Here is a 14,081-nt window from a genome sequence, read left to right on the forward strand (position 1 = left end):
CCGGGCTCCCGCCGCCGATGCTCTTCCGGAGCCGCCGGGCGGATGCCAGTGAACATGACGGTGCGTCAGAACGCCCGTCAGCGACGATGTTTGCGAGTCGATAAGGGTGAAAGTGACATCAACAAGGATACGGTCGCGGGTCGCCGCCGCCGGAATCGTGGTCGGCAGCCTGGTGACCGGGCTGCTGGCAGTACCGGCGGCCGCCGACACCGCGCCGCCGGTGGGCCCGGTCGCCGACCGGGTGAAGGCAGTGGCGGCCTGGCAGGCCGGCGGACCGGCCGTACGCCGGGCCGCGGAGATCGCGCTCGCGGGCTCGGACACGGATGTGACGGCGTTCGTGACCTCCGGGCGGCAGGCCGCGGCCGACCAGGACCTGCGGACCAAGGTCGAGGAACTGGTCGCGACCTCGGGCCCGGGCGTCCGGGAGGCGGCGACCGCCGCCCTCACCGCGGGGACCCCGGCCGTGTGGCAGAACTTCCTCGACAAGGGCTACAAGAGCCCGTACGAGCATGACCAGCGGGTGCTGCTCTCGCAGATCCAGTACGCCGGCGGCCCCGGTGTGCAGGAAGCCGCCAACAAGGCGATGGCCGGCACGCTGGCCGACGTCACCGCCTTCCTCAACGTCGGCCAGTACACGCCGCGGGAGCACGACGACCGGGTCAAGCTGACCCAGTTGATGTCCTCGGGCGGCCCGGAGGTCAAGAAGGCCGCCAACGTCGCGATGGCCGGCACGGTCGAGGACGTCCGCGACTTCCTCCGGTACGGCTACCAGACGGCGGCCGCGCACGACCAGGAAACCCTGACGGTCGCTCAGCTCGCCGACCTGACCCGCAACGCCTCCGCGCAGGCCGGTGAGCAGGCCACCGTCGCCAGGGACGCGGCCGCCAAGGCGATCGAGGCGACCGCGCTGGCCAAGCAGGCCTCCGAGCGTGCCGCCAACGAGACCAAGCTCGCCCAGGGCGAGGCCTCGAAGGCCTCCAACGCGGCCGGGCGTGCGGCGGATGCCGCAGGACGGGCGGCCAAGGCCGCGCAGACCGCCTCCAACGCGGCCGCCACCGCCAACGAGGCGGCCCGGCAGGCCGCGAACGCCGCCGCCGACGCCGCAGCCGCCGCCACCCTCGCGGGTGAGGCGGCGGGCAAGGCACGCGCCGCCGCAGCCGCAGCGGCCGGTGACGCGAGCAAGGCCGCCGGTGCGCGGGACGCGGCCGTGGCCGCCCGCAAGGCCGCAGCCGATGCCCGCGGCGCGGGTGAATCCGCCGCCTGGGCGGGCCGGGCCGCGACCCAGGCCGGCTACGCCGCGCAGGCGGCGAAGTCCGCCGGTGACAACGCCGACGCCGCCGCCACCGCCGCACTTGAGGCCGCCAACCAGTCCGGTGTGGCCGGCGACGCCGCCGACCGCGCCCGGGTGGAAGCCGCCCGCGCCAGGTCCGCCGCAGCCGAGGCCCGCCGCGCGGCCGCCGCCACGGTGAAGATCGCCAACGACGCGGCCGCAGCCGCGGCCGAGGCCCAGCGCGCCGCCAACGCGGCCGCCGCCCACGCCGAAGCCGCCGCCGCAGCCGCCGACACGGCCGCCCAGTACGCCGGCCAGGCCGCGAGTGCGGCAAGCACCGCCCAGGTCGCCGCCACCGAAGCACAGGCCACCGCCGACTCGGCGGCGAACTCCGCCACCCAGGCCCACAAGATCACCGAGATCGCCCGGGCCTCCGACCAGGAGCGCCTGGACGCCCAGCTGGCCGCGCAGTTCGCCGCCGCCCAGCAGGCCGCCCGGGACGAGGACCGCAAGGCCAAGCGGGCCGAGTGGGAGGCCGGGAAGGGCGCCGCGCTGGCGGCCGACACCGAGCGTCTGCTCACCGAGGCCACCGCCGCCGGGGTTGATCCGAAGGTCGCGGTCACCAAGGGCCGCCAGGCCGCAGCCCGACTGCTGGACGCGGGTGGCCCGTGGGCCAAGGCCGCCGCCCAGAGCGCGCTGGAGGGCACCGAGGCCGACGTCCGCGCCTTCCTCGGCACCGCACTGCCGCAGGCCCGCGAGCGGGACGACCGGGTCAGCGTGACGGCCATCGCGAAGGGGTCCACCAACCCCGAGCAGCGTCTGGCCGCCGAGACCGCCTCGGTCGGCACCGTCGCGCAGGTCCGTGAGTTCCTGGTCAACGGCGCCTACCCCGGCCAGGAGCACGACGACCGGGTACTGCTCTCGCAGATCCAGTCCGCCGGCGGCCCCGGCGTCCAGGAAGCCGCGAACAAGGCGATGGGCGGCACCCACGCCGACGTCCGCGCCTTCCTGACGACCGGTCAGTACACCGCCCGCGTCCACGACAACCTCGTCCTGGTCAACCAGGCCCTGGCGGCCGGCGGACCCGAGGTCCAGGCCGCCGCCCAGGCAGCCCTCGCCGGACCCACCTCCGGCCTGGTGCCGTTCCTGCAGACCGGCCTGCCCAAGGCCCAGCAGCGCGACACCTTCACCGCCGCCCACAAGGCGACGATCGACTCCTACCTCGCCACCATCGACGGCAACGTCGCCCAAGCGCGCAAGTACGCCGCCGACGCCGCCCAGTCCTACGCCACCGCCCGCGGCGCCGCCAACGAGGCCGCCACCTACGCCAACCAGGCGCAGACCTCCGCCGAGCAGGCCATCGTCTGGGCCAACAAGGCGCAGGCCTCCGCCGACCAGGCCCAGGCCTCCGCCAACCAGGCGGCCGCCTACGCCAAGCAGGCCCGTACCGCGGCCGCCTCCGCCGACGCCGCAGCCCGCAGCGCCGACGCCTCGGCCAATGCGGCCGCGGACTACGCGAAGCAGGCCAAGCAGTCCGCCGCGGACGCGAAGACCGCGTCCGAGCAGGCGTACGCCTCAAAGATCGCCGCCAACAAGAGCTCCGAGGAGGCCGCCAAGGCCGCCGAGGAGGCCAAGGCGGAAGCGTTCAAGAAGCAGCAGGCCAACGCCGTCGACGACTCCTACATCAAGGACACCGTCTACATCGACGAGGCCGGCAACGTCTCCGCCGTCTTCGCCCACCCGCAGGGTGAGCTGAAGCAGGAGCTGGTCAAGCAGGACCTGTCGAAGTGCATGGCCGACGACCCCGGCCAGCCGTTCGCCTGGCTCACCGGCACCGGTGCCTGGTACAAGAACGCGAACGGCGACCTGGTCTGTGACGTCCCGGTCACGGTCAAGGTCTCCGGCACCATCGACTACGAGATCCGGTCCTGCCCGCAGGCGAACACCACGCTCGCCAACTGCGAGGGCAAGTACGGCTCCGGCGACGCCCTGACGATCACCAGCACGACGCTGAACGGCGAGCCGTACAGCACCGTCATGCAGCTGACCTACACCGAGTTCGCCAAGCACTACAAGGTCACCTGCACCGAGGGCTTCTGCAGCACCCCGGACAGCTCCCGGCTGCTCCTGCACATGCTGACGGACGACATCGTCAAGTGCTGGAACCACCCGGGTATCAACGCGGCCTGCGGCTGGGCCGTCGCCACCGTGGTGCCCGGCAGCACCCTGATCAAGGGCGCGAAGGCGGTCGCCGCCGTCAAGATCGCGATGGTCACCGGCATCGCCATCGACGACGCCCTGCTCGCGCTGAAGACCTCCGGCGTCGTGACCAAGACGGTCGCGATGGCGAAGATCGAGGCCCAGGTCGCCGACTGGAGCCTCTTCTGGAAGCTCTACCGGCAGGACAAGTTCGGGCCGAACCTGGCCAGCCTGCCGGAGGCCGTGCGGAAGCTCACGACCGGCTACAGCCCGTACGGCAACCTCGGCCGCATCGAGTTCATGAAGAAGTTCTGGAGCGAAACGGCATGGACCGACAAGGTGACCGGCGAGGTCCATGCCGGGTGGATCTACCCCGGGGAGGAGTATTTCATCCCGGGCACCAAGGAGATGCTGGCCGACGGCAAGGTCACGGCCGGCACGATCTGGGACCGGTTCGGCGACAACGGCGGCAAGTGGCTCTCACCCGCCGCCGAGAACGCTGACTTCGCCTCCCGGGCGCTGCCGCCCACCAACCTCAACAACAACCAGTACCGGCGCTTCAAGTGGATCAAGGACTACGACGTCGCCGGCGCAGGTACGATCGAGGAGAGCAAGGTGGCGGCGTGGTTCGGGCAGCGCGGAGGCGCGACCCAGTTCAAGACCGAGAAGTCGGTCGAGGAGCTCTGCATCGCGGGGTACCTGGTCTACGAGGACGGAACGTCATGCAAGCCGAAGCCATGAACCGGCACCAACTCCTGGCGGCGCTGCGTGAGTTCGGGGTGAGTGACACCGTCTACGGCATCAACACCCGGGATCTGAAGTCCTTCGTCTACGTGCCGGAGGCGGCGCCCGTCCTCGCTGAAGGACTCGACGGCCGCTGGTACATCAGCGTGTACGAGAGAGGTGAGCAGTGGATCGAAGCGAGCTTCGACACCGAGGCGGAAGCCTGCGCCTATCTGTACGAGACGGTGACCCGTCGATGGGCCAACCGCCCGTCGCAGGGGTAGCGGTCGAGCCTCAGCACTGAGGCACTGAGGCACGGGTGCGGCCTGGCGGGAACGCCAGGCCGCACCTTTTTGTGCGTCAGACCATCAGCCGTCCCCAGGTGACCGGGCCGACGATGCCGTCCGCCTCAAGCTCGCGGTCCTGCTGGAAGGTCAGCACCGCGTCCTCGGTGGCGTCACCGAAGTCCCCGTCGGCACCCCAGGGTTCGAGCCGGTCGCCGTACTCGTGCCGGATCAGCGCCTGCTGGACGGCGGTCACCGGCCCGCCCTGCGAGCCGTGCCGGATCAGCTGCCCGGGGTAGCCGTCGGAAGAGGCCGGGGCGGCGGACGGGCCCGATCCGTACGCGGGGCGGCCGAAGCCGAGCACGCTGCCCCGTGGGCGGCTGCGGCGGTAGCAGCCGTCCCCGTTGCTCTGCGAACCCCCGTCGCCGGGGCTGGTGTTGCCCTCGATGGTGGCGAGGTGGTCGCCGGGTGCACTGTCCTCGACCACCAGTCCGACGTGGTCGGCCACGCCGTCCTCGTCCCAGTCGTAGAAGACGATGTCACCGCGCCGGGCCCCGTCCTCGGCGTCCACCCAGTGGCCGCGGTCGCGGAAGAACTCCACGTGGTCCGGGCAGTAGGCGAACCGGCCGACGGCCTCGGCGTTGCCGCTCCGGTCGGCCCAGTACGACACCGCCATGTCGCACCAGGGGTTGTGGTTGAGGCCGTACCAGGCCCCGTGCTTGCTGTCGTTGCCCGAGCCTTCCTGGTAGCCCAGGTCGGCGGCGGCCGCCTCGATCATCGCGCCGGCGGTACCCATGGTTGCTCCGTTCCTGAAGAAGAGTTGCTGACGGCAGGTCACATCGGGCGGGCGAAGACCATCGACCAGTACGGGGTGCCGTCGCCCGCGTAGGCCCGGGCCGCGCCGGCGGCGCGGAAGTCGCCACGCAGGATCTCGTCGTGGGGCGGGTGGTCGATCCAGGCCTGGACCATCTCCGGCGGGTTCTTCCAGATCGGCGCGCCACCGGCCACCTCACCGAATCCGCCCCACCGGTAGCCGGCCCGGCTGAATTCGTCACCGATCGCCACCCAGTGACCCTGCTCGTGCCGCCGGGCCTGCTCCCGGCTGCTGGCCGTCGCGGCGGGGGTGAGCCGGCCGTCGTACTGCAGCTGGGCGAGACCCCGGCGCTGCCGGTAGGCGTTCACCAGCGCGATCACCTGGCCCTCGATGTCACCGCCGCCCGAGGGCTGCGGCTGCGGCTGGGGCTGCGGCTGGGGTCGCTGCCCGCCGCCGGAGTTGCCGGTGCCGCCGGCGACCGGGAGCAGCTTCCAGCGCTGCCCGCTGCCGTTCGGGTCAAGCTGCCAGACGCCGAGCGCGCTGCCGACCCGATCCGCCGTCAGGTAGCCGTCGCCCCGGGCGGTCTTCAGCCGGACCCAGCCGTCCCCGGCGTCCTCGACGTACCAGCGCTGGTTGTCGTTGCCGTGCTCCTGGAAGAGGTGGGTGTTGAAGGCGTTGTAGTTGAAGTCCATCACCATGGCCTGGCCCGGGCCGTGGGTGCCCTTGGTGAGGCCGGTCTCCAGCAGCCAGGTGCCGTTCTCCTTCGCCCAGAAGACCCAGGTCTGGGCCTTGCTGCCGTTGGGCTGCCAGGCCTGGATCCGGTTGCAGGACGCGGTGCTGGAGGAACTGACGTCCGCCACCGTGCCGCTCTGGGACTGCAAGGTGTACACCTGGCCGTTCTGCGGGAACTCCGTCATGGTTCGTGCCTTTCGTGCGGGCTTTCCTGCTGACAGGACAGAGCCTCGCCCGGGCCGATCTACGCGCGTTCTCCACGGCATACACAAGTCATTGACGCCGGTTCGGCCGCTTGGGAGGGCATGAAAAAGGACCGGCCGCGCACAGGGCGCGGCCGGTCCGGGACAGCTGAGGAGGGATCAGCGCTCCGGGCGCTTCTCCTCCTCCGGGACGAGGGTGTGCAGCGGCCGGACCCCGGAGTGGAACTGCTGCTGCTCCTCGTCCTGCTCGGCGGGCTTCGGCTGGTGCTGCGGGTGCGCGTTCATGGTGGATTCCCTGGTCTGATCTTGGACGGACACGTCATTGTGCGGGCCGCGAATCAACAAACGATGAACGCCGAATGCTGGGGTACCTTGTGTGCCGCCGCCCGGATATCGGGGACCGGACGCGGCACAGCGAACACGGGGGAACCACCATGACCATGACCACCGGCACCGGCATGCCCGGACACCGGCTCGACTTCCGACTGCTCGGCCCGCTGCACGGCCGGCTCGACGGCCGCGAACTCGACCTGGGCTCACCGCAGCAGCGGGCGATGCTCGCCGTCCTGCTGCTCCGGCCCGGCCGCCCGGTCGGCACCGACGAACTGACCGAGGCGCTCTGGGGCGAGGCCGCACCGGACCGCGCGGTCGCCATGCTCCGGCAGTACGCCTGGCGGCTGCGCACCGCACTGGAACCGGACCGGCCGGCCCGCGGCACCGCCACCGTCCTGGTCTCGGTCGCCGACGGGTACGCCCTGCGGGTCGCACCCGAGACGGTGGACGCGCACCGCTTCGCCCGGGACCTGGCGGACGCGGCCCGGGCGGCGGCCACCGGCGAACCCGCCGAGGCCGAGGCCCGGCTGACCGCCGCGCTCGCCCACTGGACCGGCAGCGCGCTGGCCGGTCTGCCCGGCCCGTACGCCGAACGGCAGCGCGACCGGCTGACCGAACTGCGGCTCGGCGCCCAGGAGGACCTGCTCGACTGCCTGCTCGCCACCGGGCGCCCGGGCCAGGCGGTGGCCGAGCTCCAGTCCCTCACCGCCCGGCACCCGCTGCGCGAACGGCCGCGCGCCCAGCTGATGCTGGCGCTCTACCGCACGGGCCGGCAGGCCGAGGCGCTGGGCCTCTACGCCGACACCCGGCGGCTGCTCAGCGCGGAGCTCGGCGTCGAACCCGGCGCCGAGCTGGCCGAGTTGCAGTCCCGCATCCTGGCGGCCGACCCCGGCCTCGACGGGCCGGTGCCGGACCGCCCGGCACCGCTCCGACCGGCCGCGGTCCCGGTCCCGGTCCCGGCTGACCGTACGCCGCGTCAACTCACCGCCGACGTAGCCGACTTCACCGGCCGGACGGCGATCGTCCGGCAGCTGGCCGACGGGCTCAGGTCCGGCCCGGGCCGGGCGCTGGCGATCTGCACCGTCTCCGGCCCCGGCGGGGTGGGCAAGACCGCGCTGGCCACGCATGTCGCCCACCTGGTCAGGGACGGCTTCCCCGACGGGCAGCTCTACGTCGACCTGCGCGGCGCGGGCCGGGCCCCGGCCGACACCGGCACCGTACTGGCCCGCTTCCTGCAGACCCTCGGCGTGCGGGAGAGCGCAGTGCCCGAGGACCTGGAGCAGCGCGCCGCGCACTACCGCTCGCTGCTGGCCGAACGGCGCGTACTGGTGGTGCTCGACAACGCCCACGACACCGCCCAGATCCGCCCGTTGCTGCCCGGGGGCGGCGGCTGCGCCGTGCTGGTCACCAGCCGGGCCCGGACCATCCTGCTGCCCGGCGCCCGGCAGTTCGAGCTGGACGTGCTCACCGAGGCGGAGGCGGTCGACCTGCTCGCTGCGGCCGCCGGCCGGGAACGGGTGGCCGCCGAACCGCAGGCCGCCCGCGAACTGGCCGCCCTCTGCGGCCGGTTGCCGCTCGCGGTGCGGATCGCCGGTGCCCGGCTGGCGGCCCGGCCGGGACGGCCGCTGGCGGATCTGCTCACCCGGCTGCGCGACCAGCGCCGCCGGCTGGACGAGCTGCGGATCGGCGACCTCGCCGTCGAGGCCACCCTGGAGCTCGGCTACTGCGCCCTGCCGCCCGAACCGGCCCGCGCCTTCCGCCTGCTGGCCTTCGGCGATCTGCCCGACCTGCCGCTGGACGCGGCTTCCGCCCTGCTCGGCACCGACCCGGCCGCAGCCGAGACACTCGCCGAAACCCTGGTGGACGCGGGCCTGTTGGAGCCGCACGGCCCCGACCGCTACCGGTACCACGACCTGCTCCGGCTGTACGCGCAGCACCGGCACGAACGCACCGACCCGGTGACGGACCGTCAGGCCGCGCTCCGGCGGCTCCTCGACCACCTGCTCGCCAGCACCGCCAACGCCTCCCGGCTGATCGAGCCCGACCACGCACTGCACCAGAGCCTGCACCCGGTCGAGGCCCCGGGCCTGGCACCGGCCGACGAGAGCACCGCCCGGGAGTGGCTGCGCGACCGGCACGCCCTGCTCGCCACCACCGTCGAGCGCGCCCTGCGGGACCTGCCCGGGGCGGCCCGGCCCGCCGTCGACCTGCTGCTGCTCTGGTTCGGCCTGGTCGAAGGCCCGGCCCACCGCCGGGAGTTCCAGCAGCTGATCGAGCTGGCCACCGACACCGCCCGGGCACAGGACGACCCGAGCGCGACGGCCCGCGCGCACTACCTGGCCGGGGTGCTGCACTACCAGACCAACGCCTACGGCTCGGCCGAGCAGCGGCTCACGGACAGCCTCGAACTCGCCGAACAGGCCCGGGACTCCGTCTTCCGGCACCTGGCGGCCAGTGCCCTCGGCGTCCTGCACTTCGCCACCGGACGCCCCGAAAAGGCTCTCGAACTCTTCGACCTGGCACGGGAGTTGTCGGACCTCTTCGGCGACCGCGCGAGCACCGCCCGGGTGCTGTCCGCGCTCTCCCGGGTGCACCTGGCACTCGGCTCCCCGGAGCAGGCGGTCGGGGCGGCCGAGCAGGCCGTCCAGGCCGCCCGGGCGGTGGCCAACAGCTCGGGCGTCGCCCGGGTGCTCTACCAGTACGGCTGCGTGCTGCGCCGGACCGGGCGGGCCGGGTCGGGCGCCGATGCGCTCACCGAGGCGCTGGAGCACTTCAGGGCCCACCGGCACCGCGACTGGGAGGGCCTGACGCTGGTCCGGCTCGCCGAGTGCCTGCTCGACCAGGGCCGCTGCCCGGACGCCGCCCGGCTGGCCGGACAGGCCCTGCTGATCGCCGAGGATCTCGACAAGTCCTACGCCCAGGCCCTCTGCCACACCGTCCTCGGCCAGGCCCTGCCCTCCCCGCACCATCTGCGCACCGCCCTGGCCCTGTTCGAGCGGCTCGGCGCCCCCGAGGCGGCGGCGGTGCGCGAACTGCTCGCCGCTACTGCCCAGGGCCTGTGACATGACCGCTCCCCCATCGCGTTGGAAGGACATGAGGCACACGACGGAGCACGATCCGGGCCCCGACCGGCCCACGGACTTCCTGGAGTTCGCCGCCGGGCGCGGGCCGCACCTGGTGCGGACGGCATTCCTGCTCACCGGCGGCGACGGCCATCTGGCGGAGGACCTGGCCCAGGAGACGCTGGGCCGGATGTTCGTCAAGTGGCGCACCGTCTCGCGGATGACGAACCCGGCGGGCTACGCGCAGGCCACCCTGGTCAACACCTTCCTGACGTACAAGCGGCGTCGGAGCAGCGGTGAGCACGTCACCGACACCTTCTCCGAGACGCCGGTCAGCGACACCGACCCGGCCCTGCGGCTCACCCTGCTCCGCGCGCTCGCCCAACTCCCGCCGCAGGACCGGGCGGTGCTGGTGCTCCGGTTCTGGGAGGACCGCAGCGTGGAGGAGACGGCGGCGGTCCTGAAGCTGCGGCCGGGCGCGACCCGCACCCGCTGCGGGCGGGCGCTGGAGCGCCTGCGGTCCGTGCTCGGCACCGAACTCGCAGAACTGGCCACGAAGTGACGCCGCATCCGTCCGGACCCGAGCCCGAGGAGAGCCACCCCATGCCGTACGAGGACGACCTCACCGACGCCCTGCGCGGAGCGGCCGAACTGGCCCCGCAGCTGCAGCTGTCCGCGTTCGCCGCCGGCGCCGCCGCCCGCGGCCGGGCGATCCGCCGCCGCCGGCGCACCACCGGGCTGGCCGTGACCACGGCGGTGGCGCTGCTCTCGCTGACCGCCGTCGCGGTGCTCCCGGGTGACGGGGACACCCTCGTCCCGGTCGCCGAGCAGCCGGTCTCCGGTGCCTTCATGGAGCGGACCGTCCGCACCCTGCTGCCGCCCGGGACGGTCTCCAAGGTGCAGACCACCGGCCTGGCCGAGGCCCGGCCGCCGGGGACCGGCCCCGGGCTCGCCCTCACCTTCGACGACGGCCACGGCCCCACCAGGATCCAGCTGAGCACCGAGCGGATGGCCCTGCCGATCGACGGGAACACCCAGGGCACCGAATGCGTGATCGGGGATCAGCCGGGCACCTGCGAGCGCCTGGTCCTCGCCGACCGGACGATCGTCCTGACCAGGCAGCTGACCGAGCGTCAGGGTCCGGTGACCGGTGGCCGGACCGTCCTGGCCACCGGACCGGACGGGCGCCAGGTCCGGCTGGACGCCTTCGACGACGGCCCCGGACAGCCGGACACCGGTGCGGAAGGCTCCCTCAGCGTGCCGCAGCTGGTCGGCATCGCCATCAGCGAGGCGTGGGACCCGGTGTTCCGGGCGCTGGACACCCCGAGGTATCCCAAGGACGCCTTCAGCGGGCTCCCGGCCGCCCGGATCGCCGCGATCGCCGTCCCGCTGCTGCCCGCGGGCACGACCGCCAAGATCCCCGAGGGCCGGTTCGCCGACGGCCGGTCGGAGCTGACCCTGACCGGCCAGGGCCGTCAGGTCGTCCTCGACATCTCCGCGCAGCACGTCGGCGTCATCACCCGTGAGGCGTTCGAGGCCGGCGCCGCCCCGGGCACGGTGACCCACACCGCCGACGGCACCTCGGTGGTCCGCCGCGAGGTGCAGCCGGATTCGGACCTGAACGGCCCGGTGGTCTCCTGGGCCGTCGAGGCACTGCACCCGGACGGCACCCGGGTGAGCGCCGTCCAGAGCGTCCCCGGAACTTGGCCGGACGTCCCGCCGCTGCCCGGACGTGAGGTGCTGACCATGGATCAGCTGGTGGCCCTGGTGGCCGCGCCGGTCTGGCGGGGGTGATCCCTCGGTAGTACCGACCTGTCGTGCAACGTTTCGGTTGCACGACGGTCGACGGACGTGCAACACTTTGGTTGCACTCAATGCTGGCACTTCAAGGAGTTTCCTCATGAGCGACGACATGATCGAGCGCGACACCCTGATCGACGCCTCGGTGGAGCGGGTCTGGTCGCTGGTTTCCGCTCCCGGCTTCTGGGTGGCCGACCCGGAGAGCATCAAGGGCACCACCGCCGTCGAGGGTGAGTCCACGGTGGCCAAGCACCCCGAGCACGGGGAGTTCCCGGTGACCGTGGTGAAGGTCGAGCCGACGAACTACGTCGCTTACCGCTGGGCTCCCGCCAATCCCGGTCAGGAACTGACCGAGAGCAACAGCACCCTGGTGGAGTTCACGCTCTCCGCCGAGGGTGACAAGACCCGCCTCACCGTGGTCGAGAGCGGTTTCGCCGCGCTGGCCGTGTCCGAGGAGGTGCGCGCCAACACGATCCACAACCTCACCGCCGGTTGGCCGCAGGTCCTCGACATGGCGAAGAAGCGCGTCGAAGAGTCGACTGTGTGAGGGCGGACCCCGACGGTTCGGTGGAGGAGGTCGGCACCGTTCTCGGCGCACTCGCCGACCCCACCCGCCGTCAACTGCTCGACCTCCTCGCCCCGATGGGCGCGGCCACCGCGACGACCCTGGCCGAGCGGCTCCCCGTCTCCCGGCAGGCGATCGTCAAGCACCTCGCCGTCCTGGACGCCGCCGGACTCGTCGTCTGCAGCCGGGTCGGACGTGAGGTGAGGTACTCGCTGCGGCCCGCCGGCCTGGACGCCACCACCCGGTGGATGGCCTCGCTCGCGGCCGACTGGGACCGCCGACTGGCGGCCGTCAAGTTCGCCGCCGAATCGGCGGAACGCGATTCCACGTAGGCCGGTCGGCCTGTGCACCGGTACGCCCGGCGCGGCTCCCGCCGTCGCCGCGACCTGAGATCACCAGACAAGGGGCATTGACATGACCACGCTGACTCCTGGCAGCATCCTGCTCGGTACGACCCGTCCCGCCGAGATGCGGGCCTGGTACATCAAGGTGCTGGCACCGGACTTCACCGGTGAGGGCGCGATCGACCTGGGCGGCTTCCTGCTGGCCATCGACGGCCGCGACGACATCGAGGCGAAGAACAACCAGCCCGGCCGCAACATCCTCAACTTCCACGTGGACGACTTCGACGCCGTCGAGGCCCGGCTGAGCGCGGCCGGCGTGGAGTGGTTCTCGGTCAACGACAACGAGAAGGGCAAGTTCGGCACCTTCGCCGACCCCGACGGGAACTTCCTCCAGATCATCCAGTGGAAGTAGGGCCCAGCTGAGACCGGCCGTCCCCGGTAACCCCAAACAAGAAGGAAGTGTGCCCCATGAGTACCCAGCAGACGGCGTTGAGCCCAGGCCGGGCGAACCTGGCCCTCGCCACGCTCTTCTTAGGAATGTTCGTACTGGGCAGCGGTGAACTGCTCGTGGTCGGCGTGCTCGACCGGATCGCCGCCGACCTCCACGTGACCATCCCCGAGGCCGGCACCCTGGTCACCGTGTACGCGCTGGGCCTCGCCATCGGCGGTCCGATCCTGACCGCACTGACGATCAAGCTCGAGAAGAAGAGCGTCCTGATCGGCTCGGTGGCACTCTTCATCGCGTGCAACCTGGTCGCCGTGCTGACCTCCAACTACGGGCTGTTCCTGGTGCTGCGCTTCCTCATCGGAGCGTCGCAGGGCCTGTTCATCGCGGGTGCGTTCATGGCCGCCATGGTGGTCGTCCCGCCGGAGCGCATCGGCCAGGCCATCGGGATCGTCATCTCCGGTGTCGCGATGTCCGGGGCGCTCGGTGTACCGCTGGGCACGCTGGTGGGTCAGACCCTCGGCTGGCGCGGCTCGTTCACCGCGATCGTGGTGGGCGCCGTGATCACCCTGATCGGTACGGCGACGCTGATCCCGACCGTGCCGCCGGCCGGGGCCGGGGCCGCCCACCAGGCCAAGTACGCGTTCGCCCCCAGGGTGCTCGCCGTACTGTTCCTGAACTTCATCGTGTTCTCGACCGTGTTCGCGACGCTGACCTACCTGGTGCCGTTCCTGCAGCGCGTCACCGGCATCTCCGGCGGTCTGCTGAGCGTGTTCCTGCTGGCCTACGGCGCGGCCACGGCGATCGGTTCGTTCGGCGGCGGCAAGTTCGCCGACCGCAACGCCAGCCTCACCCTGATCATCGGGTCCGTCGGCATCGCGGTCTCCCTGCTGGTGCTCTACTTCGTCGGCTCGATCGCCTGGCTCGTGGTGCTCGCACTGCTCGCCTGGGGCCTCTCCTTCTACAGCATCGTGCCCTCGCTGCAGGTCCGGGTGATCAGCCTGGCCGGCCCCGGCGGCCAGCTCGCGCAGTCACTCCCGGTCTCCGCGGCCAACATCGGCATCGCACTCGGCGCCTTCGCCGGCGGCGTCGCGATCGACAACTACAGCGCCTCCGCCCCCGTGATCATGGGTCTGATCTTCTCCGTGGTCACCATCGCGGTCGCCTGGGGCAGCAGCTACCTCAAGCCGCCGGTGGTCGACGAGGAGTCGTCACCGGCCGCCGCCGCCCCGGCCGCCCTGGCCGAGCCCGCGTAACAACCCGTCAGACCACTCCACGGTGGTCAGGCACCTCGCCGCCCCCGCGAG

Annotated in this window: 12 protein-coding genes; 9 read left to right on the forward strand and 3 right to left on the reverse strand. The window is 72.4% G+C overall.

Features of this window, described 5'->3' with window-relative positions; translation table 11 throughout:
• Positions 1-112 precede the first annotated feature (112 nt).
• Entirely contained in the window at positions 113-4,210 is a 4,098-nt protein-coding gene (locus F4556_RS38930) for a glycohydrolase toxin TNT-related protein (protein ID WP_184911615.1), read from the forward strand.
• Positions 4,192-4,476 carry a hypothetical protein gene (locus tag F4556_RS03855; protein ID WP_184911617.1) on the forward strand — a complete coding sequence of 95 codons (285 nt, stop codon included), beginning with the start codon at positions 4,192-4,194 and terminating at the stop codon, positions 4,474-4,476. Before F4556_RS38930 ends, F4556_RS03855 begins: the two co-directional genes overlap by 19 nt.
• A gap of 76 nt (positions 4,477-4,552) precedes the next feature.
• Here F4556_RS03855 and F4556_RS03860 read toward each other — a convergent pair whose 3' ends face one another.
• From F4556_RS03860 to F4556_RS38935, 3 genes are all read right to left on the reverse strand, one after another.
• A complete protein-coding gene (locus tag F4556_RS03860; RefSeq protein WP_184911618.1) occupies positions 4,553-5,272 on the reverse strand; it encodes a peptidoglycan-binding domain-containing protein in 720 nt (239 codons plus the stop codon).
• Between the two features lie 38 nt (positions 5,273-5,310).
• On the reverse strand, positions 5,311-6,207 hold the full coding sequence (locus F4556_RS03865) for a CAP domain-containing protein (RefSeq protein ID WP_184911620.1): 897 nt from the start codon (positions 6,205-6,207) through the stop codon (positions 5,311-5,313).
• 177 nt (positions 6,208-6,384) lie between these two features.
• Positions 6,385-6,510: a hypothetical protein gene (locus tag F4556_RS38935; protein ID WP_281403630.1), complete on the reverse strand. Its 126-nt coding sequence runs from the start codon at positions 6,508-6,510 to the stop codon at positions 6,385-6,387.
• A 149-nt stretch (positions 6,511-6,659) separates the two neighbouring features.
• Between F4556_RS38935 and F4556_RS03870 the strand changes: the two genes are divergently transcribed.
• The 7 genes from F4556_RS03870 (at position 6,660) to F4556_RS03900 (ending at position 14,030) form a co-directional block, all read left to right on the forward strand.
• A complete protein-coding gene (locus tag F4556_RS03870) occupies positions 6,660-9,620 on the forward strand; it encodes an AfsR/SARP family transcriptional regulator (protein WP_184911621.1) in 2,961 nt (986 codons plus the stop codon).
• 31 nt (positions 9,621-9,651) lie between these two features.
• Entirely contained in the window at positions 9,652-10,182 is a 531-nt protein-coding gene (locus F4556_RS03875) for a SigE family RNA polymerase sigma factor (RefSeq protein ID WP_184911623.1), read from the forward strand.
• Positions 10,183-10,223: 41 nt separating this feature from the next.
• Positions 10,224-11,414 (forward strand): hypothetical protein, encoded by a 1,191-nt coding sequence (locus F4556_RS03880; RefSeq protein ID WP_184911624.1) that lies wholly within the window; start codon positions 10,224-10,226, stop codon positions 11,412-11,414.
• 106 nt (positions 11,415-11,520) lie between these two features.
• Entirely contained in the window at positions 11,521-11,967 is a 447-nt protein-coding gene (locus tag F4556_RS03885; RefSeq protein WP_184911626.1) for an SRPBCC domain-containing protein, read from the forward strand.
• The gene (locus F4556_RS03890) at positions 11,964-12,317 is read left to right on the forward strand and encodes an ArsR/SmtB family transcription factor (protein ID WP_313068139.1); all 354 of its coding nucleotides are present in this window, start codon (positions 11,964-11,966) and stop codon (positions 12,315-12,317) included. The genes F4556_RS03885 and F4556_RS03890 overlap by 4 nt, the downstream gene beginning before the upstream one ends.
• 82 nt (positions 12,318-12,399) lie before the next feature.
• Complete coding sequence (locus F4556_RS03895) at positions 12,400-12,741, forward strand: VOC family protein (protein WP_184911627.1); 342 nt, start codon at positions 12,400-12,402, stop codon at positions 12,739-12,741.
• 56 nt (positions 12,742-12,797) lie between these two features.
• Positions 12,798-14,030: an MFS transporter gene (locus tag F4556_RS03900; protein WP_221503523.1), complete on the forward strand. Its 1,233-nt coding sequence runs from the start codon at positions 12,798-12,800 to the stop codon at positions 14,028-14,030.
• Positions 14,031-14,081 lie beyond the last annotated feature (51 nt).

Origin of the sequence: Kitasatospora gansuensis, assembly GCF_014203705.1 — a bacterium.
Classification (GTDB): domain Bacteria; phylum Actinomycetota; class Actinomycetes; order Streptomycetales; family Streptomycetaceae; genus Kitasatospora; species Kitasatospora gansuensis.